Raw genomic sequence first — 21,632 nt, forward strand, 5'->3', positions numbered from 1 at the left:
GACGGAACAATGAAAAAATCTAGCCTGGTAATCCTGGTGGGTGCGGCCCTGTGTATCGGTGGCGGTATCTGGTATTTCAATCATCAGCCTGGCGTAGCGGCAAGCGGCCAGGGTGGCAAGAATGGGCAAGCGCCGACTACGGTCAGCGTGGTGAGTCCATTACGCCAGGATGTGCCGATGGTCTTGCAAGCCAATGGCAGCGTGATGCCGATCAGCAGCGTCGAACTGCATCCGCAAACCACCAGCACCATCGCCAAAGTGCATATCCGCGAAGGCCAGTTCGTCAAGCAGGGCGAGCTGATGTTCACCCTCGATGCGCGTAGCGAACACGCGAACGTCGAGAAAGCCCAGGCACAAGTGTTGCGCGACCGCGCTTCAGTGCTGGACTTCGAACGCCAGCTCAAGCGCAGCGTCGACTTGTTAAGCAAGAATTTTATTGCCCAGGGCGCTGTCGATACCCTGCAAAGCCAGCTCGATGCAGCGCGCGCCCTGCTGGCAGCGGACCAGGCTGCCCTGCGCTCGGCCCAGGTCGATTCCAGCTACACCGTGCTGCGCGCGCCCCAAGCGGGCCGCGTGGGCGCCATCGGCGTGTATGCGGGCAGCCTGGTGCAGCCGACCATGTCGCTGACCAGCATTACCCAGCTCGATCCGATCGACGTCTCCTTCACCTTGCCGGAAAGCAGTCTGTCGGGCTTGCTGGCGGCGCAAAAGGCGGGCGATGTGGCCGTTGCCGCGCTGTTGTCGGACGCGGGCGGCAAGCAGCTCCAGGGCAAGCTCAGCTTTATCGATAATGCCGTCGATTCCGCCACCGGCGTGATCAAGGTCAAGGCCCGCTTCAATAATGGCAGCACTGATTTGTGGCCCGGCCAGTATGTCAACACGCAACTGACCGTGCATACCCTCAAAGACGCACTGGTGATACCGCAAAACGCCATCATCACCACCACCGCAGGTACTTTCGTGTATTCGATGGAAGCGGACCAGACCGCCAAGATGCGCAATATCACCCGTGTGTATGCATTTGGCTTGAACGCCGTCGTCACCGGCTTGAACGGCGATGAAAAAGTCGTCGTCGATGGCAAGCAAAACCTGCGTCCGGGCAGCAAGCTGCGCCTGGCTGAAAAAGCCCCGCTCGCCCCATCGGCTTCTGCTGCGGTGGCGGTGAACGACGCATTGTCGGACAAAGCAGCATGAATTTATCCGAACTGAGCATCCGCCGCCCCGTCATGGTGGTGCTGCTGTCGCTGACGGTCATCCTGGCTGGTGTGCTGGCCTATGGCAAGATTCCAGTGGCAGCATTGCCGAGCTATAACACGCCCGTCATCAACGTCAGCGCCGACCTGGCCGGCGCCAGTCCCGACACGATGGCCTCGTCGGTGGCCTTGCCGCTGGAAAAGCAGTTTTCCACCATCGCCGGCCTGAGCCTGATCACCTCCACCAGTACCCTGGGCAACACCTCGCTGACCCTGGAGTTTGACCCGAGCATCAATGTCAACGAGGCGGCGGTCGACGTGCAGGCCGCCTTGCTGCGCGCCCAGCGTCAGTTGCCGACGGAAATGACGGACTTGCCGTCTTACCGCAAAGTCAATCCGGCCGATGCGCCGGTACTGTTCATCCAGATGACGTCGCCATCGCTGAATTTGTCTGACCTCAACGATTACGCAGAAAACCTGATCGCACCCAGCCTGTCGACCCTGCCGGGCGTGGCCCAGGTCAGCGTGAATGGCCAGAAGCGTTTTGCCGTGCGCGTGCGCGCCCGTTCCGACATGATGAACGCGCGCAATCTGACGATGGACGAGCTGGCGGCTGCCTTGCGCACAGCCAATACGAATTCCCCGCTGGGCATACTCGATGGTCCCAGCCAGACCCTGACCATCCAGGGCAATCCGCAGATGATGAAGGCGGCCGATTTTGCCGAATTGATCGTTGCCACGCGCAATGGCCAGCCCGTGCGCTTGAAAGAAGTGGCCGAGGTGGAAGACAGCTTCCAGTCGATCAAGGCGGCCGGCAGTTTCAACGGCGAGCGTTCGATCAGCCTGATGGTACAGCGGCAACCGGACGCCAATACGGTGCAAGTGGTCGATGGCGTACGCAAACTCTTGCCCGGCTTCAAGGCGCAATTGCCGCAATCGATACAGATCAGTCTGGTCAATGACCGTTCCCTGTCGATCCGCGAAGCGATCCACGACGTCAACCTGACCCTGGCGCTGACGGTAATCCTGGTGGTGCTGGTGATCTTTTTGTTCCTGCACCGCGTCGCCGCCACCTTTATTCCTGCCGTCACCATGCCGATTTCGCTGCTCGGTGCGCTGGCCTTGCTGTATTGGTTGGGCTATAGCCTCGATAACGTGTCCTTGCTGGGTATTACCCTGGCCGTGGGCCTGGTGGTCGATGACGCCATCGTGGTGCTGGAAAACATCGTGCGCCATATCGAGATGGGCAAGAAGCCGATCCAGGCGGCCCTGGTGGGCGCCAAGGAAATGGGTTTTACCATCATCTCGATTTCCGTCTCGCTGGTGGCCGTGTTCATCCCGATCTTCTTCATGCCGGGCGTGATCGGCTTGCTGTTCCATGAATTTGCCGTCGTCGTTTCGCTGTCCATCCTGGTGTCGGCCATCGTCTCGCTGACCCTGGTACCGATGCTGGCCAGCCGCTTTTTGCCGGCCGATTCGCGCGAACACCATGGCGATGGTGCTGATGGCGAAAAAACGTTTATCGGACGCCACTTCGAGGCAGGCTTTACACGCTTGCGCAATGGCTATGTGCGGGTGCTCGACCTGGCGCTGGCGCACCGCAATGTGGTGCTGTTCATCGCCGTGTGCACCTTTGCCCTGACGGTAGTGTTGTACGCCACCATCCCGAAAGGTTTCTTCCCGGAAGAAGACCTGGGCCAGATCCAGGTCAATACGGAAGCCTCGGAAGACATTTCATCGGAAGCGCTGCAAGCCCTGCAAGGCCGGGTTGCCGCTGTGCTCAAAGCCGACCCCAGCGTGCAGGACGTGACCTCGTTTGTCGGCGGCGGCAATACCGGCCGCATGTTCATGGTCTTGAAGCCGCGCAGCGAACGGCCGAAAATGCCGGTGGTGCTGGAAAACCTGCGCCGCGCGACCAGTACCGTGCCCGGTATGGCCGTGTATTTCCGTCCCGTGCAAAACTTGCAGCTGGGCGGACGCCAGAGCAAGAGCCGCTATCAGTACACCTTGCAAAGCGTCAGCCCCGATGCGCTCAATGACTGGGCGGAGAAATTTATCGCCGGCATGCGCCTGGACCCTGCTTTCCGCGATGTCACCAGCGATTCACAGATCAAGGGTTTGCAGGCCTCCTTGAAGATCGACCGCGACAAGGCCAATATGCTGGGCGTGCAAATGTCCGACATCCGCACGGCCCTGTACAGCGCCTTTGGCGAGCGGCAAGTGTCGACCATCTATTCCTCGGCTGCCAGCTATTACGTGATCCTGGAAGCGGCCACGCCGGACCGCCAGTATGACGATGCGCTCACGCGCGTGTCGGTGCGCAGCAAGTCGGGCGAACTGGTGAAACTGTCGTCGATTGCCCATGTGGAGCGCACCATTGGCCCGACGGCCGTCAATCATCAGGGGCAGCTGCAAGCCGTGACGATCGCCTTCAACCTGGCGCCGGACGTGCCACTGGGTATCGCCACTGGCAAGATCGATGTGCTGGGCAAGGAAATGAACTTACCTCCCACCATTATCACGCGCTACGGCGGCGATGCTGCCGTGTTCCAGGATTCGCAATCTAGCCAGATTATCCTGATCATTGCGGCGCTGGCGGTGATTTATGTGCTGCTGGGGGTATTGTACGAAAGCTATATCCACCCGCTGACCATTCTGGCTGGCTTGCCATCGGCTGCCGTAGGGGCGCTCCTGACCTTGCGCCTGTTCGGCATGGACCTGACCATGATCGCCATCATCGGTATCCTGATGCTGATCGGTATCGTCAAGAAGAATGCCATCATGATGATCGACTTTGCCCTGCATGCGCAGCGCAACGAGGGCATGCGTCCGGCAGAAGCCATCCGCCAGGCCTGTATTTTGCGTTTCCGCCCGATCATGATGACTTCGGCTGCCGCCTTGATGGGCGCCTTGCCGATCGCCCTGGGCCTGGGTGCGGGCGCGGAACTGCGCCAGCCGCTGGGCCTGGCAGTGGTGGGTGGCTTGCTGTTCTCGCAAGTCATTACCCTGTTCATTACCCCCGTGATTTACTTGTTCCTCGATAAATATAGCGGCACGGGACCATTAACGGATGAGCAATTGCTGGCACTCGACAGCAAGGCATAAGCCTGGACACGCCGCTTGCTGGCGCCCCTTTTTTCATGAACGGGGCGCCATTTTTGTCAGTAGCAATGATACATACGGTAACAACCGTCAAGGGGCAGCTACTGTAATCTGCTATTGCTGCAAGGAGTGCCGTGATCCTGTACGCTTCGGGTTGCAAAGCTTCGTCACTGTTTTCAAATACCAGCGACTCTGGCACACTGGCTAAGCGCTAAATTTACTGCTACAAAGAAAGCACGATTTATTTTGCATGACACGACCCACCCGATGGCTGCCAATTCAGACTATTGCCCCACTTGCGGTCAATTGATACAGCCGCCAGCCGCCTACGGATCTGAGACTAGCAAGAATCGCAAGATTATCCTGGGCGTGACGGTGCTGCTGCACGTGCTGGTGGCCTTGTATGCCGTGTTTCATAGTGACAAGATTGATAAGCTGCCGACGCCGAAGAAAGAAAGCGCGATGGTGTATATCACGCCGATGAAAAACACGCCGCCATCGCAGCCCGAGCCCAAACCCAAGCCGACGCCAAAACCGAAGGACACCAAGGTGGCCAAGGTGAAGCCGCCACCGTCGCCGAGCAAGCCGGTGGTCACAAAAAATACGCCGAGCACCAAGCCCAAGCTGGAAACCTTTACGCCACCGCTGGTGTCGAAAGTGCCTTTGCCGCCGCCGCCAGCGGAAGACATGGCCACCATGATCGAGCAGCGCCGTCAGCAGCGCCAGGCGCAGCAGCCGGCGCCGCCAGCCGAGGAAAGCGATAACGACCGTGCCATGCGCGTTGCCAAGGCCAATATTGCAGGTGCGCAAGGCCGCAATTCGGGCAGCGACAACGAAGATTCGGGTGGCGTGTTTTCCATCGTCAACCAGACCTCCTTCAGTGCCGAAGTCAAGTTCCGTGGCTGGAATGGCAACTTCAAGCGCAACTGGCTGAAGCAGGAAAGAGTGGACATCGGCAACGAGCCAGATATCGAATCGGCCATCATCAAGAAGATGATACAGCTGATCCGTGCCGAAAAACCGGGCGATTTCGTGTGGGAATCACGGCGTTTGGGCCGCAATGTCAACCTCAGCGCCAGGGTGGAAGACACGGCCGAACTGACGGCGTTCCTGCGCCAGGAGTTCTTCTCCGAGAAGAACTCGGCGCCAAGACGGCGTTAATCTGCAGTCATCCATGAAAAAAGCGGCCATTGGCCGCTTTTTTGATTGCGCTGCTGATTTGTTGATCAGGCCGGCTTGTCCGACTCGGCGCCTGCTTCTGGCTCCACGTCATCTTCCATCTCGATCAGTTCGACCATCTGGGCCGCGCCGTCTTCGCTGATGCCGGCCAGTTCCATGATCTTGTCATTGGCTTCGTCGATGCCGACGCGTTTCAATGCCGAAAACAATTGCACGGTAAATGGGAAGCCGATGCCGTCTTCATCCACGTAGCTGTCCAGCTTAGCCTTGGCCTGGCGCAATGCATTGACTGACTCGTTGCGGTTGAGCTTATCGACCTTGGTCAGGATGCAGTGGATAGGCTTGCCGGTAGGGGCGAACCATTCCAGCATCTGGATGTCCAGATCGGTGAAGGGACGGCGCGAATCCATGATCAGGATCAGGCCCGCCAATTGCTCGCGGCGCTGGACGTAGTCGCCCAGCAAGCGTTGCCAGTGCAGCTTGGCCGAGCCCGATACTTCCGCATAGCCGTAACCAGGCAAGTCGACCAGCAGGCATTCGATCTCTTCGACGATGGTGGCATCCTTGCGGTGCTGGCCCACGTGGGCGCCGCCGATGGAGAAGTAATTGATGTGCTGGGTACGGCCAGGGGTCTTGGAGGCGAACGCCAAGCCTTTCTGATTACATAAAATGTTGATGGCGGTCGATTTACCGGCATTGGAGCGGCCGGCAAAAGCGATTTCCGGCACCGTGGTATCGGGCAGGTCACGCAGTTGGTTGACGGTCGTAAAGAAGCGGGCTTGCCAGAGTTTTGACATGGGATTAGTAAAGCAACAAAATGGAGCGATAAGGGAACGATAACGCCAAGAAGCTATTGTACAATAAGGGGTTGCTTATTGTTGCCGGCGTAGCAGCGATGCGGCTTGCGGCCCTGAAAATAAAGCAAAAATCCCAGGAGCGCGGCAAGGTCCACCACTAATTTCTCACTGTCCCAGGGTGCTTGAATGAATCGTGCGTTTTCACCGTTTGTCAAATCCATGCTGCTTGCTTTGCTGGCTGTATCGGCAACTGCTACTGCGGTCGAAGAAACGAAACCTGCCCACACTCCTGCCGCCGCCGTCAAGGTAGACGCCGCTAAAGGTTCCACCCTGTACAGCGATGGCGATGCGGCGCGCGGTTTGCCTGCCTGCGTGTCTTGCCACGGCGCTGCCGGCAATTCCACCATCGTGGCCAATCCCAAGCTGGCTGGCCAGCATGAAGGCTATCTGTACAAGCAACTGGTCGATTTCACGACGCCAGAGCGTAACCAGGCCGTGATGTCGACCTATGCCAAGATGCTCAGCGATGCCGACAAGAAAAATATCGCCGCCTATCTGGCCGCGCAAGTGGCCAAGCCGGGCACCGCCAAGAACAAGGATACGATAGATCTGGGCAAGAAGATTTACCGTGGCGGCATCGCCGGCAAGCAAATCGCCGCCTGTGCCAGCTGTCATGGCGCGACGGGTAATGGCATACCCGTCCAGTATCCGCGCATTGCCGGTCAACACCAGGACTACACGATAGCCCAGCTGACCCAGTTCCGCAGCACCAAGGCGGACGCCCGCAAGAACAGCGCACCGATGCACACCATCGCCAGCCGCATGTCTGACGACGAGATCGCCGCCGTGGCCGATTATATTGCCGGCTTGAAATAATTTCATAGTATTGATTGCCATGCGCTTATGTGTGGATAATACGAAAGGGTAGCCTGTACGCGGGCTGCCCTTTTTTATAATCCGGCCTCAAACAGGAGTATGCTGCCCGCTTGCGCTCCCCTTTCATGAAGATTGCAGATTCAGTATGAGTATCAACGTATGAGCACCAGCACCACCGGTATCGAATTAAAAACCCAGCGCCGCAGTCTTGCCGAATTCGTCGAGCTGGTCTCGTCGATGCGCTTTGCCATCAGCCTGCTGACCCTGATCGCGGTGGCATCCATTATCGGCACCGTGCTCAAGCAGAACGAGCCCATGCCCAACTATGTCAACCAGTTCGGCCCGTTCTGGTTTGCTGTCTTCGACAAGTTGAGCCTGTATTCCGTGTATTCGGCCTGGTGGTTCCTGATGATCATGGGTTTTCTGGTCGCCTCCACCTCGCTGTGCATCGTGCGCAACGGCCCCAAGATGCTCAAGGACATGCGCAGCTGGCGCGAAAACGTGCGCGAACAATCGCTGCGCAACTTCCACCACAAGATGGAATGGCAAACGCCGCTGGCACGTGCCGGTCTGGCGCAGCAGACGGCGCAGCGCCTGAAGGATGCCGGTTACCAGACCAAGCTGGTGCAAAAAGGCGACGCCATCCTGGTGGCGGCCAAGCGGGGCGGCGCCAATAAATGGGGTTATATCTTTGCCCACGGCGCCATTGTCGTCATTTGCGTGGGCGGCTTGCTCGATTCGGAAATGCCGATCCGGGTGCAGCAATGGGTCTTCGGCAAGACACCGTTTGCTGGCGATGGCGTGATCGCCGAGATTCCTGCCGAGCATCGTTTGAGTCTGTCGAATCCTACCTTCCGTGGCAACACCATGATACCGGAGGGGTCGTCGAGCACCACGGCCATCATTCCCCAGGCCGATGGCGTGCTGATCCAGGATTTGCCCATCACCATTTTTCTGAAGAAATTCCATATCGACTTTTACAGCACCGGCATGCCCAAGCTGTTTGCCAGCGATGTGGTGATCACCGATCATGAAACGGGCAAGTCTTTCCCGGCCACCATCAAGGTCAATGAGCCGCTGATCTACAAGGGTCTGGCGCTGTACCAGTCCAGCTTTGAAGATGGCGGCAGCAAGCTCAAGCTGACAGGCTTTCCCATGACGGGCCAGGCCGACCAGCGCTTCGACATCACTGGCGCGGTGGGTGGCAAGACGCCGCTGGCGGGCGGCGACGACAATGCCTATACGGTGGAGTGGACCGGTTTCCGTCCTTTCAACGTGGAAAACCTTAGCGCCGGCCAAGATGTGCGCGCGGTCAACAAGTCGGACAGCTTCAACGAGAAATTCGCCGTGGGCCTGGACAAGCGCCTGGGCTCGGCTGCCAAGAATGCGCATAACAAGGACTTGAAGAATGTGGGCCCCAGCGTGCAATACATCTTGCGCGACAAGACGGGCCAGGCGCGCGAATACCAGAACTATATGCAGCCCGTGACAGTCGATGGCGCCACCGTCTTTTTGGCCGGCATGCGCGTCAATCCTGGCGATCCGTTCAGCTATCTGCGTATTCCTGCCGATGACAATCACGGCGTGACGGAATGGATGCGCTTGCGCGCCGCGCTGCAAAATCCGGCCCTGCGCGAGCAGGCAGCGGGACAATATGCGCAGCGGGCCATGCCGCAGGCGGACGCGGCCGCCTTGCGCGTGCAGCTGCAGGAATCGGCCGCCAAGAGCCTGGCCATCTTTGCCGGCAATGGCAAAGAGGGCGGTTTCCTGGCCATCTCGCATTTCCTGGAAAAAATCCCGCCTGGCGAGCAGGAAAAAGCTGCCGATATCTTCATGAAGATACTGAATGGCAGCCTGTGGGACTTGTGGCAGGTGGCGCGGGTCAAGGATGGCTTGAAGAGCGTCGAGGCCGACGAAGCCCATGGCCGTTTCTTGCAACTGGCCACGAATGCCTTGTCGGACAGCTTCTTCTATGGTGCGCCCGTGTATCTGCAACTGGAAGACTTCACGGAAATCAAGGCGTCCGTGCTGCAGGTGACGCGTTCGCCGGGCAAGAGCGTGGTCTACCTCGGCTGTCTGTTCCTGGTGATCGGCGTGTTCTCCATGTTCTATATCCGCGAGCGCCGCCTGTGGGTCTGGATACGCGATGTGGCCGGTGATGACGAGGGCAAAGGCGGCAGTGCAGCGCTGATGGCCATGAGCACGCAACGCAAGACCCTGGATTTTGAAAAAGAATTTGAGATATTAAAGCGCAAGCTGCCACAATCGGCGTAAGCTGCGCACAGATATAATTGCCGAAGGGCAACTTTTCCTGACATGGAGAGAAATGATGGAATTGGCAGATAAGCAAATATATACCCAGGAGCCGGGTTTCTTTAAAAGCCTGAGCCTGGTCGACTGGGTGTACGGCGCCGGCTTGCTGGCCGCCGCCCTGTTCGGCCTGTCCCGCTATGGCGAATTCATGGATATCTATGAAAAAGCCATCTTGCTGGCGGCCGCGCCCACCTTCGCCTGGCTGGGCTGGTACTGGAAACCCGTGCGCTGGCTGATTCCTGCCGCGGCCTTGCTGTCGCTGTTCGCCATTTCGCTGTACGGTGGCCAGCTGGACATGGCGAACCAGAAATTTTTCCTGAAATACCTGTTGTCCAGCCAGTCGGCCATCCTGTGGATGGGCACCTTGTTCGTGCTGTCGACCCTGTTTTACTGGATCAGCCTGATTACACGCACGAACTTCGGTTCCTCCATCGGTTCCGTGCTGTGCTGGGCCGGTGTGGTGCTGGGCCTGACGGGCATGCTGGTGCGCTGGTACGAGTCTTACCTGATCGGCGCAGACGTGGGCCATATCCCCGTGTCGAACCTGTATGAAGTGTTCATCCTGTTTTCCTTGATCACGGCCATGTTCTACCTGTATTACGAGCAGCATTACGCGACGCGCCAGCTGGGCGCCTTCGTCATGCTGGTGATCACGGCCGCCGTGGTGTTCCTGCTGTGGTACACGGTCACGCGCGACGCCGCCGACATCCAGCCACTGGTGCCGGCCCTGCAAAGCTGGTGGATGAAGATCCATGTGCCGGCTAATTTCATCGGTTACGGCACCTTCTCGCTGTCAGCCATGGTGGCATCGGCCTACCTGCTGAAATCGAGCGGCTACCTGGTCGACCGTTTGCCGTCGCTGGAAGTGCTGGACGACGTGATGTACAAGGCCATTTCCATCGGTTTTGCCTTCTTTACTGTCGCCACCATCCTGGGCGCCTTGTGGGCGGCGGAAGCCTGGGGCGGCTACTGGTCGTGGGACCCGAAAGAAACCTGGGCGCTGATTGTCTGGCTCAACTACGCAGCCTGGCTGCACATGCGTCTGGTAACAGGTTTGCGCGGCCGCGTGGCTGCCTGGTGGGCGCTGGTGGGCTTGCTGGTGACAACGTTTGCTTTCCTGGGCGTGAATATGTTCCTGTCGGGCCTGCATTCTTACGGCAAGCTGTAAAGAAGTATCACGGAAGCTTTATAAACGGTATTTCGGAATTGGTGTAAGGTAGTCTCATCGGTTTTAGACCAAGAGACCTGCACTTTTTCCGGAGTTGCCATGTTGATCAAACGCAGTCCCAACGGCATTGATGTGCCGTTTTCCTCAGAAATTACGCCGCGCGCCGTGTTTGAAGCGCGCCGCAGTTTCATCAAGCAAGCCGCGCTTGGCTCTATCTCCAGCGCCGCGCTGCTGGAAATGCTCAGCCGTGAAGCCCACGCGCAAGGCAGCAATCCCAAACTGGCCGCCAAGCTCAATTCCGCCTATTCGGTGCAGGAAAAGCAGACTGCCTACAAAGACGCCACCACTTACAATAATTTCTACGAATTCGGCACCGATAAAAGCGAGCCGGCGCAAAATGCGGGCAGTTTGCGCACGCGTCCGTGGACGGTCAGTATCGAAGGCGAAGTGAAAAAGCCGATGACCCTGGACCTCGACGCGCTGCTGAAACTGGCGCCGCTGGAAGAGCGCGTGTATCGCTTGCGCTGCGTGGAAGGCTGGTCGATGGTGATACCGTGGATCGGTTATTCCTTCTCGGAAATCATCAAGAAGGTCGAGCCGACCGGTAACGCCAAATATGTGGAATTCATCAGCCTGGCCGACAAGAAACAGATGCCGGGCGTGGGCAGCCGCGTGCTGCAATGGCCGTATGTGGAAGGCTTGCGCATCGACGAGGCCAACCATCCGCTGGCGATGTTGACTCTGGGCATGTATGGCGAAACCTTGCCGAACCAGAATGGCGCACCCGTGCGCATGGTATTGCCGTGGAAATATGGTTTTAAATCCGCCAAGTCCATCGTCAAGATCCGCTTCGTCAAGGAGCAGCCGCGCACGGCCTGGAATTTGACGGCACCCTCCGAATACGGCTTTTATTCGAATGTGAACCCGGAGGTGGATCATCCGCGCTGGTCGCAAGCGAGCGAGCGGCGTATCGGCGAAGATGGTTTCTTCGTGCGCAAGCGCAAGACCTTGATGTTCAACGGTTATAACGAGGTCGCGCCGCTGTATGCCGGCATGGACTTGAAGAAATTCTTTTGAGGAAGTTCATGGCCCTCAGTTTCAACCTTAATCCTACGCCCAGGCAGCTGAGCTTGCTGAAAAGCCTGATCTTCGTGCTGGCACTGCTGCCGTTTGTACGCATGGTCTGGCTGACGTATTCGGGGCAACTGGTCGAACCGCTGGAATTCATCACGCGCGGCACTGGCGACTGGACCTTGTATTTGCTGTGCATCAGCCTGGCCGTGACGCCCTTGCGGCGCATCACGCAGTGGAATTGGCTGATCAAGCTGCGCCGCATGCTGGGCCTGTTCGCGTTTTTCTATGCCTTCCTGCACTTCATGACCTTTTTGTGGTTCGATCATTTCTTTGACGTCCAGGAAATGTGGGCCGATGTGCTCAAGCGGCCCTTCATCACGGTGGGATTTATTGCCTTTGTCTTGCTGATACCGCTGGCTGTGACCAGTACGCATGGCATGGTCAAACGCCTGGGAGGCAAGCGCTGGCAGTGGTTGCACAGGCTGATCTATGTGATCGCACCGCTGGGTATTTTGCACTTCTGGTGGATGAAGGCGGGTAAACACAATTTCGCCCAGCCGACGCTGTTCGGTGTCATCGTCTTGCTACTGTTGTCAATTCGCGTCTATTACGCCTGGATCAAGCGTGCGAAAAGCGCCAGGGCGACAAGCAATGCCGGCCCGGCGCGTTCACTTTAAGATTGCGGCACGATTTCCGGTGGCGGCGGTACTGCTGCCGGCTGGACCGGGTTTTTGGACGCTGCCGGCTTGGCGGCCGGTGGCTTGGGCAGATACAGGGGACCAGGCTGGCCGCAGCCTGCCAGGAAGCTAGTAACCACAATGGCGGTGCCGATATAAAACGCTGAGGATGACTTCACGATTAGAATCACGGTTTGATTAAGATCTTTGGAGTGTAGCATGAGCGAATCGGAATTCCTGGCCCTGGCCGAAGCCACCCTGACGGACATCGAGGCGGCGCTGGACCGGCTGAACGATGAGGACGTGCTCGACGTCGAATGCAGCCGCAGCGGTAATGTGCTGGAAATCGAGTTCATCGATAACGGCACGAAAATCATCGTCAACAGCCAGGCGCCCATGCGCGAAATGTGGATCGCCGCCCGTTCCGGCGGTTTCCACTACAAACGCGTCGGCGACGAATGGCGCAACACGCGCGACGACAGCGAGTTGTTCGCTGCCTTGTCGGCCATGGCCAGCGAGCAGGCGGGCACGACGGTAGTATTGAAATAAGTTTTAGCGGCGACCCATAAAAAAAGGCAGACTTTTCAGTCCGCCTTTTTTGCTTAGAAGAGCTCGTTTTTCACGGCTTCCTTGGCTTTTTCTTCCTCCGGCGTGCCCCGCGCCGCGCCCTCCAGGCTGCCCACGCCCGTGCCCGGCGGGTTTTCCGCATAGTAGTACTCGTCGCCCACGAGGATCAGCCCATCCGGTACGGCACGTTCCTCGATAGGAATATTCTTCAGCGCCGTGGCCATGTAGTTGACCCAGATCGGCAAGGCCAGGCCACCGCCCGTTTCACGGTTGCCCAGGTTGCGCGGCTGGTCGTAGCCTATCCAGGCGATGCCCACCAGCTTGGCTTGATAACCGGCAAACCAGGCATCGATGGAATCGTTGGTGGTGCCCGTCTTGCCGGCCAGGTCAGTGCGTTTCAAGGACATCGCCTTGATGGCGGTGCCGTGGCGCACCACGTCGTTGAGCATGCTGTTCATCAGGAAGGCATTGCGTTCGTCGATCACGCGGTGGGCTTCATCGCCAGCCTTGTCCGGGTTAGCTTGCGACAAGATCTTGCCATCGCTGTCCGTCACCTTGGCGATCAGATACGGGTTGATCTTGTAGCCGCCGTTGGCGAACACGGCATAGGCGCCCGCCATCTGCAGTGGCGTCACGTTGCCGGCGCCCAGCGCCAGGGTCAGGTAGGGCGGATTCTTGTCTGCATCAAAGCCGAAGCGCGTAGCGTATTCCTGGCCATATTTGGCGCCGATCTTGTGCAGGATGCGGATGGAAATCATGTTCTTCGATTTCATCAAGCCCTTGCGCATGGTCATCGGACCTTCGTATTTGCTGTCGTAGTTTTTCGGTTCCCAGGCCTGGCCACCGGTCTGGCCCGCGTCGAACGAGATAGGCGCATCGTTGATGATGGTCGATGGCGACAGGCCCCGTTCCAGCGAAGCGGAATAGATGAAGGGCTTGAAGGACGAGCCCGGCTGGCGCCATGCCTGCGTCACGTGGTTGAACTTGTTGCGGTTGTAATCGAAGCCGCCCACCATGGCGCGGATGGCGCCGTCGGCGGTGCTGGCCGAGATGAAGGCCGATTGCACTTCGGGCATTTGCGTCAAGACCCAGTTGTTGCCTTCCTGCGATACGCGGATCACGGCGCCGCGCTTGATGCGGCGGTTCGGCGCGGCTTTGTCCGACAGCCAGGCCGAGCCGAACGTCAGGCCGGGTCCGGTGATGCTGATCTCTTCACCAGCCGAGGTCACGGCCTGGATGGACTTGGGCGATGCCTGCAACACCATGGCGGCGATGATGTCGTCGCTGTCAGGGTGATCGGCCAGTTCCGTTTCAATCGCATCGTCCGCTTCGGTCTTGGTTTTTGGAATTTCGATATACGATTCCGGGCCGCGATAGCCGTGGCGCTTTTCGTAATCCATCACACCTTTGCGCAGGGACAAATAAGCGGCATCCTGGTCGGCCTTGGTGATGGTGGTATAGACGTTCAGGCCGCGCGTGTAGGTGTCTTCCTTGAATTGCTCGTAGACAAGCTGGCGCGCCATTTCCGACACATATTCGGCGTGCACGCCAAACGAGCTGCTGTCGGTCTTGACTTTTAATTCCTCGTGTTTGGCTTCTTCGTACTGGGCTGGCGTGATGTAGCCCAGCTGGGCCATGCGCTGCAGAATGTATTGCTGGCGCATCCGTGCGCGTTTCGGATTGACCACCGGATTGTAGGCCGACGGCGCTTTTGGCAGGCCGGCCAGCATGGCCGCTTCCGCCACGGTGATGTCCTTGATATCCTTGCCGAAATAGATTTGCGCAGCCGAGGCGAAGCCATAGGCGCGCTGACCCAGATAAATCTGGTTCATATAAACTTCCAGGATCTGGTCCTTGCTGAGGTTTTGCTCGATCTTCCATGCCAGCAACACTTCATACGCCTTGCGCTTCAAGGTCTGTTCGCTGGACAGGAAGAAATTGCGCGCCACCTGCTGCGTGATGGTCGAGGCGCCTTGCTTGGCGCCGCCCGTCAGGTTGTGCAGGGCCGCGCGGGTGATGCCCAGGTAATCGACGCCGCCATGTTCATAGAAGCGGTCATCCTCGATGGCCAGCACGGCTTTCTTCATCACATCAGGAACATTCTTGATGTGCACCATATTGCGGCGCTCCTCGCCAAACTCACCGATCAGCACGCCATCGGACGTGAAGATGCGCAGTGGCATCTTTGGCCGGTAGTCGGTCAGGGTATCGAGCGCAGGCAGGTTCGGGTACGCCATCGCCAGGCCAAACACCACCAGCAAAACGCCGACTACCCCGAGGCCCAGCATGGAGAACAGGGCCATCAGGAAAAAGCGTTTGGTTTTGCTGCCTTTGGGAGGCGGCTTGGAGCCAGCGTTGCCAGCGGAGGTTGAAGATGTCATGCGTGTCATGTCTTTCGTTTGATTTTTGCGCGCCAATTTGTGCGGGGCAATTATAAGCGAGCTAGCCAGGGCCACGGCGCACCTTGGGCGCCTGGCAGGGTGCGTGCAATGTTGTCGTTACTCTATATAAGCTGGTCTGCGCCGGCTGGCAACAAGGATTTGGTAACAATTCATCTGCGCCAGATCAGGGCTGAGCCAGATAGGCCTGCCGCGCCGCAGCCCCAGGCGCAAATTCCATTTACAGCCACGGAGCACAGAGACTAGGATTTCTGACGTTGACGATGATTGCATGGTGATTTCTCCTATGAAAATGATTCCAGAAAGCAGCAATTACAAACGGCTGTGGCGAACCATGCGTGCCGTCATGGGAAGAAGCTTGCTGGGCATCGACATGGATGAGCAAGCCGTGCGCGTGGTCGAGCTGAAGCGGCGGCGCGGTCTCTGGACTTGCCCGCATTGCGGCATCGCGCCAGTAGCGCCGGGCGTGATCTATGAGGGCAGCGTGGAAGACGTCGACGGCCTGGCTACCGCCGTGCACCAGGCCTGGTCCAGCAGCGGCAGCGCCTGCGCGCGGGTAGCGCTGGCGATGCCGGATGCCACGCTGATCACGCAGACGATACGCTTGCCGGCCGGTTTGCCGGACGAGCAGCTGGAAATCCTGGTGGAGCTGGAAGCAGCGCAATACATGCCATTTGCCCTGGAAGACGCCAGTCTGGATTTTTGCATACTGGGTCCGGCCGGTAGCGATGAAATCGATGTGCTGCTGGTGATTGCGCGGCGGGCCGGCGTGCAGCGCCGCCTCGACGCCGTGGCAGCGGCAGGCTTGCATGCCGTCGTCATGGATAGCGAAGCGCTGGCGCTGCAGGCGGCCGCGGCGCAAGGGGGATGGCGAGGCTTGCCCGATGGCGCCGCCTATCAGCTGGCCTGGGGCCTGGCCATGCACAGGTATGCAGGGTGATGCAAATGAGCAAGACGGCGGCGAGTCTGCATATCAATCTATTGCCGCACAGGGCTGCGGCACGCAAGCGGCGCGAACAGGCTTGCTTGCGCCTGCTGGCCAGCGGTGCGTTGCTGGGCCTGTTGCTGGCGCTGGGCGCGGGCGCTGTGATGCAGCTCAGCCTGGAGCGCCTGACGCAGCGCCAGGAAGGGTGGCGGCTAGCCATGCAGCAGTCGGACAAGGTCATTGTCGCCGGGCAAGTCGTGCAGCGCGAGACGGCAGCGCTGGCGGCGCGCCAGGCGGCGATAACCCAGCTGCAGGCAGAACGCCATGCCTGGGTAGCGATGCTCGCCATGCTGGCCCGCGTGCTGCCCGAGGGCGTGATCCTGCACAGCCTGCATCAGGACGGCAGCCGTTTGCGCCTGCAAGGGCAAGCTATCTCGCAGGAAAAAGTCTCGGCCCTGCTGCTGGCGCTGGGGCAGGCGGCGCCACTGTCGGCCCCCGAGTTGCTGGAAGCGCGCGTGCCGGCCCATGCGATGACAGGCATGGGCGAGGGCGCTGTGGAGTTGACGGTGCAACTGAGGTTGAGTAATCCGTAGCGGGCAAAAAATACAGGAGAGGCGATATGTTGAGCCTGAAAGTAGCGGCTAGCTGGCCGCTGACTAGCCGTCTGGTCTGTGCCGGTCTGTTGGGCGCTTTGCTGGCCGCCGCCGTCTACCTGGGCTGGCTGGCCGGCTTGTCGGCGACCTTGCAGGCGGCGCAGGATGAAGAAGCGCGTTTGCGCGTGGCATATCGCATGTCACAGATGAAGGCGGACCGCTTGCCCGTTTTGCGTGAACAGCAGCGGCAGGCTGCTATCACGCTGGCCAGCCTGGAACGGCAACTGCCGCGCCAGCAAGAGATGGCGGCCTTGTTGTCCAGTATTAATCAGGCCGGCCTGGACAGGGGCTTGCATTTTGCCCTGTTCAAGCCGGGTCCGGCGAAGCCGGCAACGCTGCAAGCCCATTACGTGGCCTTGCCGATCGCCGTGCAAGTACGTGGCGGCTACCACGCCATCGGCGCTTTCGCGGCGGACCTGGCGCGCTTGCCCCGCATCGTCACCGTGCACGAGCTGGCCCTGGTCGCCGGCAATGACGGTGTCCTGACTCTGGACGCCATGCTGCACGCCTACCGCCTGCCCGATGCAACTGAACTGGCGGCGCAGGCCAAATTGCCGCCGGTGACGATGTCGCCGCTGCCGCGCCTGGTGGCGCCTTTGATTGCACAGGCTTATGACGCTGCCGACTTGCCCGATCCCTTCGGCGCTGCCGTGCAGGCGGTGGCCGCTACGCAGAGCGCCGTTGCCGCGCCCGACTTGCAGCGTCCGCGCGAAGTGCTGGAAAGCCTGGCGCTGTCGGAAATGCTGATGGTGGGCAGCGTGCAATATGAAGGCCGGCTGAGTGCGCTGATACAGGCTGGCGGGCGCGTGCATGTGGTCGCCACCGGCCAGCATCTGGGCCAGGACCATGGCCTGGTGATGGAGATCAGCGAGCAGGGCCTGCGCTATCGCGAAGTGTTGCAGGAAGCGAACGGCGCCTGGCGCGAGCGTCGCGGCGGCATCGATGTGCAAGCTGGCAAGGCGGCCAAGCCGCTCATGGCGGAGGCGCAGCCATGACGCCGCGCTGCGCGCTGCTGCTGTTGCTGGCGCTGCATGGCGCTGTTCCCGCCGCGCAAGAGGCCGTGGTGCATGTCACGGCGCCGCGATTGTATGCGGGCGAGAACATCTCCGTCGATTTCCAGAACATTGCCGTCAGGTCGGCCCTGCATGTGCTGGCCGATGTGTCCGGGCAAAATATCGTCGCCAGCGATAGCGTGGGCGGCAATATCACCTTGCGTTTGCGCAATCTGCCCTGGGACCAGGCGCTCGAGGTAGTCTTGCAAGCCAAGGGGCTGGACCTGCGTCGCAACGGCAATGTGCTGTGGATTGCACCACGCGAAGAGATTTTGGCGCGTGAAAAACTGGAGCTGGAACAGCGCGCACAGATCGCCGAACTGGAACCTTTGGCCTCGGCGATCTTCCAGCTGAACTACCAGAAAGCCGAAGCGTTCCGCGCCGTGTTCGGCCTCGATGCGGGCGAGGGCCGCAGCCGGATCTTGTCGCGCCGTGGCAGTGTGCTGATCGAACCGCGCACCAACCAGTTATTCGTCACCGACGTGCCGGCGCGGCTGGAACAGATACGCCTTTTGATCAGCAAGACGGATATTCCGACGCGGCAAGTGCTGATCGAGGCGCGCATCGTCGAGGCCAGCGACAGCTTCAGCCGCAACCTCGGTGCGCGCCTGGGTTTTCTCGACCAGGGCCTGGCGCAGGGCGGGTCAGCCGGCTTTCCGCTCGGTTCCAATGGCCGCCGCGTGGCGGTGGGCGGCAATTACGTGGGCGTGGGCGAGGCGACGGGGCAAACGGTGGCGGGCAATGGCGCTTTCGTACCCAACACGCAATTCGTCAATCTGCCGGCCGCCAGCCTCAATGGCTTGCCGGCCGCCAGTTTTGCCCTGAGCCTGTTTTCGGCCGGCGCCAACCGTTTCCTGAACCTGGAATTGTCGGCGCTGGAAGCCGATGGCAAGGGCAAGATCATTTCCAGTCCCCGCGTGGTGACGGCCGACAAGGTGCAGGCCCTGATCGAGCAAGGCATCGAGCTGCCGTATCAGGTAGCCACCAGCAGCGGCGCCACCTCGATCACTTTCCGCAAGGCCAATCTGCGCCTGGAAGTCACGCCGCACATCACGCCGGACGGCAATGTGGTGCTGGAAGTGGACGTCAACAAGGACAGCGTGGGCCAGGAAACGCGCTCCGGTTTTGCCATCGACACCAAGCACGTGAAGACGCAGGTGATGGTCGAAGATGGCGGCACGGTGGTGCTGGGCGGTATTTACCAGCAGTCCGAACGGGGTACGGAAACCAAGGTACCGCTGCTGGGCGATATCCCTTTGCTCGGTGTTTTTTTTCGCAGCACGGGCCGTAGTCAGGAAAAAACCGAGCTGATGGTGTTTATTACGCCGAAAATAGTAGCAGATCGGCCACCAAAGCGTTAATGTTTCGTCTTTGCGTTTAAGTAATATTACAGACGAAAGCAGACTGATGGTGATCATGCGGAATAGATACTGGAATCAGGCAATGAATTGGCTGGCCCTGCTGGCCTTGAGTACTTTGCTGGCCGCCTGCGGTGGCGGCGGTGGTGATCCGACCCTTGACGGCGGTAGCGGTGGTGGCGGTACGGCGGGCGCTGTTCCCTCCACATTGGCTATTGGCTTGCTCAACGTCACAGGTCAAGTCAGCAACACCATCAGCGGCAGTGCGCCATTGACCGTCAGGGCGCTGGTGCTGGATAAAAATGGCGCGGGCGTGTCCAATGCGCTGGTGACTTTTACCGTCGATGCCAACCTGGTCGCCCTAACGCCAGGCAATGGTACGGCTTTGACCGACGCCAAGGGGGTTGCCACGGTGACCATGCGTCCTGCGAGCAATGCGGTTAGCGGCGCCGGTAAAGTGACGGCCAGCGTGACGACCGCTGGCGTCACGGTCAGTGGCGACGCCAATTATCAGATTGCGGCCACGGTGGCTTCAAAAGCCAGCATCAGCGTTGCCCTGTTGAGCGCTACGGGTAGCGCCAGTAACGCGCTATCGAGTTCCTCACCGTTGACGGCGGTGGCTGCCGTCAAGGATCAGGATGGCAAACTATTGCCAAACGCCCTGGTCGTGTTTGCTGCAGATAATACCCTGGCTACCTTGTCTCCCTCCGCTGGTTCGGCATTGAGTGACGCTAACGGCGAAGCGCGCGTAATCCTGCGTCCTGTCAGCCTGGCTGTGGGCGGCGCCGGTACGTTGACGGCGGCCGTGATACTGAATGGGGTAACTTCGACCAGCGCCATCAATTTTGTCGTGGGCGCGACCACATTGAACTTTGGTAATATCGTCTTTGATACGCCATCGCTCGATGCTTATGGCTCGACCCAGGTTTCCCTCGATGTCTTGTCCAACGGCGTAAAATATACCGATCAAAGCCTGGCCGTTAATTTCAGCTCATCTTGCGTCGCTGCCGGCAAGGCCACGTTTGCCAATGTGGTGCAAACGGCCAATGGCAGTGCGCGCGCCGTTTACCGGGACCAAGGTTGCGGCGTGAGTGATGTGATTTTGGCCACCGCCAGCGGCGTGACAAGTAGCCGCAGCGCGACCCTGCAGATTGCCGCACCGCAGGTAGCCTCCATCCAGTTTTATTCTGCTATCCCGGCAGACAAATCCATCGTCATCAAGGGCCAGGGCGGCTTGTTGCGCAGTGAAAGCGCGACCTTGAAGTTCCGTGTTTTCGATACCTTCAACAATCCTTTACCCGGTTTGATCGTGCGCTTTGCCAAGACAGATGAGAATGCAGATATCGGCTTGAGTCCCCTCTATGGCACCACCGATGTGAACGGCGAAGTGACTACCAGCGTCATGTCGGGTTCTACGCCTTTATCTTTCCGTATCCAGGCCAAGATCGATAATACGAACGTCTCCACCTTGTCGGACTCTATTGTCGTCTCGACGGGTACGCCCGTGCAGAAGGCGTTTTCGATAGCCATCAGCGACAGCAATGTGGAGGGTTGGACTATCGATGCGAATGGCGCCACTCCGTCCGCTTTAGTGACCGTTGCGATGGGCGACAAGTTCGGCAATCCCGTTGCCGATGGCACGCCTGTGGTATTCCAAAGCAATATCGGTGTTGTGGGGAGCGCAAGCAGAGGCGGCTGTAATTCGATCAATGGTTCCTGCACGGTGGATTTTCGCGCGCAGGCGCCGCGTAATCCAGCGGCGAATACACCGGCCACGGTCTGCAACGGTTCTCTGGGTAGCAGCGACAATCCGCGTACTGGGGTTGCTACGATTTGCGCCAGTACCAGCGACGGCACGGCCACGCCCATCTTTGCCAAAACGAATTTCTTTATCAGCGGTAGCTCCCCGGGAACGATTTTCCTCAATGGCGGCACGGTATTGACGTCGGGGAGCGTCGTGAATGACCTGGGCCCCGTGAACTGGAACGTGCCGCTGGTATTTAGCTTGCAGATCAATGATGTCAACAATAATCCCATGCCGAGTGGAACTATTGTTGAGGTCGCCAATATCGTGCGCGCAGCCAGTGGCGGCGTTTCGCCTGCAACCGTGCAGAAAACGTTCCCGGACAGGTCTGTGCCACCGGCTACTTATCAGGGTACGAGTCACCTCGTGACCATTACCAGTCCGGCAGGCCAGCCATGTACCCCGGGAGTGGCTACATTCAATGTGAATGTAACAACCCCGCATTTACTAACTACCAGCTATCCGTTTAAACTGACGTTCACATGCCAATAATGG

At 59.2% G+C, this 21,632-nt stretch carries 16 protein-coding genes and 1 pseudogene; 14 read left to right on the forward strand and 3 right to left on the reverse strand.

Features of this window, described 5'->3' with window-relative positions; genetic code table 11:
- Positions 1-9 precede the first annotated feature (9 nt).
- The 3 genes from HDE72_RS01725 (at position 10) to HDE72_RS01735 (ending at position 5,456) form a co-directional block, all read left to right on the forward strand.
- Positions 10-1,194: an efflux RND transporter periplasmic adaptor subunit gene (locus HDE72_RS01725; protein ID WP_183736996.1), complete on the forward strand. Its 1,185-nt coding sequence runs from the start codon at positions 10-12 to the stop codon at positions 1,192-1,194.
- Positions 1,191-4,298 carry an efflux RND transporter permease subunit gene (locus HDE72_RS01730; protein WP_183736997.1) on the forward strand — a complete coding sequence of 1,036 codons (3,108 nt, stop codon included), beginning with the start codon at positions 1,191-1,193 and terminating at the stop codon, positions 4,296-4,298. Before HDE72_RS01725 ends, HDE72_RS01730 begins: the two co-directional genes overlap by 4 nt.
- A gap of 264 nt (positions 4,299-4,562) precedes the next feature.
- On the forward strand, positions 4,563-5,456 hold the full coding sequence (locus tag HDE72_RS01735; RefSeq protein ID WP_260176352.1) for a hypothetical protein: 894 nt from the start codon (positions 4,563-4,565) through the stop codon (positions 5,454-5,456).
- A gap of 65 nt (positions 5,457-5,521) precedes the next feature.
- Here the strand turns inward: HDE72_RS01735 and yihA are convergent, their stop codons facing one another.
- Positions 5,522-6,271, reverse strand: coding sequence for a ribosome biogenesis GTP-binding protein YihA/YsxC (gene yihA, locus HDE72_RS01740; protein ID WP_183736999.1), 750 nt, complete (start codon positions 6,269-6,271; stop codon positions 5,522-5,524).
- Between the two features lie 186 nt (positions 6,272-6,457).
- Here yihA and HDE72_RS01745 point away from each other — a divergent pair, with 186 nt between their 5' ends.
- From HDE72_RS01745 to HDE72_RS01765, 5 genes are all read left to right on the forward strand, one after another.
- Positions 6,458-7,147: a c-type cytochrome gene (locus HDE72_RS01745; RefSeq protein ID WP_183737000.1), complete on the forward strand. Its 690-nt coding sequence runs from the start codon at positions 6,458-6,460 to the stop codon at positions 7,145-7,147.
- Between the two features lie 159 nt (positions 7,148-7,306).
- The gene (locus tag HDE72_RS01750) at positions 7,307-9,421 is read left to right on the forward strand and encodes a cytochrome c biogenesis protein ResB (protein ID WP_183737001.1); all 2,115 of its coding nucleotides are present in this window, start codon (positions 7,307-7,309) and stop codon (positions 9,419-9,421) included.
- A gap of 55 nt (positions 9,422-9,476) precedes the next feature.
- Positions 9,477-10,628: a c-type cytochrome biogenesis protein CcsB gene (ccsB, locus tag HDE72_RS01755; RefSeq protein WP_183737190.1), complete on the forward strand. Its 1,152-nt coding sequence runs from the start codon at positions 9,477-9,479 to the stop codon at positions 10,626-10,628.
- A 99-nt stretch (positions 10,629-10,727) separates the two neighbouring features.
- Positions 10,728-11,705 (forward strand): protein-methionine-sulfoxide reductase catalytic subunit MsrP, encoded by a 978-nt coding sequence (gene msrP, locus HDE72_RS01760; protein ID WP_183737002.1) that lies wholly within the window; start codon positions 10,728-10,730, stop codon positions 11,703-11,705.
- An 8-nt stretch (positions 11,706-11,713) separates the two neighbouring features.
- Entirely contained in the window at positions 11,714-12,379 is a 666-nt protein-coding gene (locus HDE72_RS01765) for a protein-methionine-sulfoxide reductase heme-binding subunit MsrQ (protein ID WP_183737003.1), read from the forward strand.
- On the opposite strand, the gene lptM is transcribed toward HDE72_RS01765, so the two are convergent.
- Complete coding sequence (gene lptM / locus HDE72_RS01770; RefSeq protein ID WP_183737004.1) at positions 12,376-12,558, reverse strand: LPS translocon maturation chaperone LptM; 183 nt, start codon at positions 12,556-12,558, stop codon at positions 12,376-12,378. The two genes, HDE72_RS01765 and lptM, sit on opposite strands and share 4 nt — an antisense overlap.
- 40 nt (positions 12,559-12,598) lie before the next feature.
- On the opposite strand from lptM, the gene cyaY reads away from it, so the two are divergent.
- Positions 12,599-12,928, forward strand: coding sequence for an iron donor protein CyaY (gene cyaY / locus HDE72_RS01775; RefSeq protein ID WP_183737005.1), 330 nt, complete (start codon positions 12,599-12,601; stop codon positions 12,926-12,928).
- A gap of 53 nt (positions 12,929-12,981) precedes the next feature.
- On the opposite strand, the gene HDE72_RS01780 is transcribed toward cyaY, so the two are convergent.
- Positions 12,982-15,327 carry a penicillin-binding protein 1A gene (locus HDE72_RS01780; RefSeq protein ID WP_183737006.1) on the reverse strand — a complete coding sequence of 782 codons (2,346 nt, stop codon included), beginning with the start codon at positions 15,325-15,327 and terminating at the stop codon, positions 12,982-12,984.
- A 304-nt stretch (positions 15,328-15,631) separates the two neighbouring features.
- On the opposite strand from HDE72_RS01780, the gene pilM reads away from it, so the two are divergent.
- The 5 genes and pseudogenes from pilM (at position 15,632) to HDE72_RS01805 (ending at position 21,629) form a co-directional block, all read left to right on the forward strand.
- Positions 15,632-16,285, forward strand: a complete 654-nt coding sequence (pilM, locus tag HDE72_RS01785; protein ID WP_183737007.1) for a type IV pilus biogenesis protein PilM — start codon at positions 15,632-15,634, stop codon at positions 16,283-16,285.
- A 5-nt stretch (positions 16,286-16,290) separates the two neighbouring features.
- A complete protein-coding gene (locus HDE72_RS01790; RefSeq protein WP_183737008.1) occupies positions 16,291-16,863 on the forward strand; it encodes a PilN domain-containing protein in 573 nt (190 codons plus the stop codon).
- Between the two features lie 26 nt (positions 16,864-16,889).
- Positions 16,890-17,918, forward strand: a complete 1,029-nt coding sequence (locus HDE72_RS01795; RefSeq protein WP_183737009.1) for a pilus assembly protein PilP — start codon at positions 16,890-16,892, stop codon at positions 17,916-17,918.
- A 92-nt stretch (positions 17,919-18,010) separates the two neighbouring features.
- Positions 18,011-19,336 (forward strand): annotated as a pseudogene (locus HDE72_RS01800) (type IV pilus secretin PilQ); the annotation flags it as partial.
- Positions 19,337-19,418: 82 nt separating this feature from the next.
- A complete protein-coding gene (locus tag HDE72_RS01805; protein ID WP_183737011.1) occupies positions 19,419-21,629 on the forward strand; it encodes an Ig-like domain-containing protein in 2,211 nt (736 codons plus the stop codon).
- The last annotated feature ends 3 nt before the right edge of the window (positions 21,630-21,632 follow it).

The sequence above is a fragment of the Janthinobacterium saanense genome (assembly GCF_014200675.1).
In the GTDB taxonomy this organism is placed as follows: domain Bacteria; phylum Pseudomonadota; class Gammaproteobacteria; order Burkholderiales; family Burkholderiaceae_D; genus Janthinobacterium.

Bases quoted from the DNA above. Each gene is read 5' to 3' on its own strand.
- HDE72_RS01725 (WP_183736996.1), top strand. From the start codon at position 10: ATGAAAAAATCTAGCCTGGTAATCCTGGTGGGTGCGGCCCTGTGTATC.
- HDE72_RS01730 (WP_183736997.1), top strand. From the start codon at position 1,191: ATGAATTTATCCGAACTGAGCATCCGCCGCCCCGTCATGGTGGTGCTG.
- HDE72_RS01735 (WP_260176352.1), top strand. From the start codon at position 4,563: ATGGCTGCCAATTCAGACTATTGCCCCACTTGCGGTCAATTGATACAG.
- yihA (WP_183736999.1), bottom strand. From the start codon at position 6,271: ATGTCAAAACTCTGGCAAGCCCGCTTCTTTACGACCGTCAACCAACTG.
- HDE72_RS01745 (WP_183737000.1), top strand. From the start codon at position 6,458: ATGAATCGTGCGTTTTCACCGTTTGTCAAATCCATGCTGCTTGCTTTG.
- HDE72_RS01750 (WP_183737001.1), top strand. From the start codon at position 7,307: ATGAGCACCAGCACCACCGGTATCGAATTAAAAACCCAGCGCCGCAGT.
- ccsB (WP_183737190.1), top strand. From the start codon at position 9,477: ATGGAATTGGCAGATAAGCAAATATATACCCAGGAGCCGGGTTTCTTT.
- msrP (WP_183737002.1), top strand. From the start codon at position 10,728: ATGTTGATCAAACGCAGTCCCAACGGCATTGATGTGCCGTTTTCCTCA.
- HDE72_RS01765 (WP_183737003.1), top strand. From the start codon at position 11,714: ATGGCCCTCAGTTTCAACCTTAATCCTACGCCCAGGCAGCTGAGCTTG.
- cyaY (WP_183737005.1), top strand. From the start codon at position 12,599: ATGAGCGAATCGGAATTCCTGGCCCTGGCCGAAGCCACCCTGACGGAC.
- HDE72_RS01780 (WP_183737006.1), bottom strand. From the start codon at position 15,327: ATGACATCTTCAACCTCCGCTGGCAACGCTGGCTCCAAGCCGCCTCCC.
- pilM (WP_183737007.1), top strand. From the start codon at position 15,632: ATGAAAATGATTCCAGAAAGCAGCAATTACAAACGGCTGTGGCGAACC.
- HDE72_RS01790 (WP_183737008.1), top strand. From the start codon at position 16,291: ATGAGCAAGACGGCGGCGAGTCTGCATATCAATCTATTGCCGCACAGG.
- HDE72_RS01795 (WP_183737009.1), top strand. From the start codon at position 16,890: ATGTTGAGCCTGAAAGTAGCGGCTAGCTGGCCGCTGACTAGCCGTCTG.
- HDE72_RS01805 (WP_183737011.1), top strand. From the start codon at position 19,419: ATGAATTGGCTGGCCCTGCTGGCCTTGAGTACTTTGCTGGCCGCCTGC.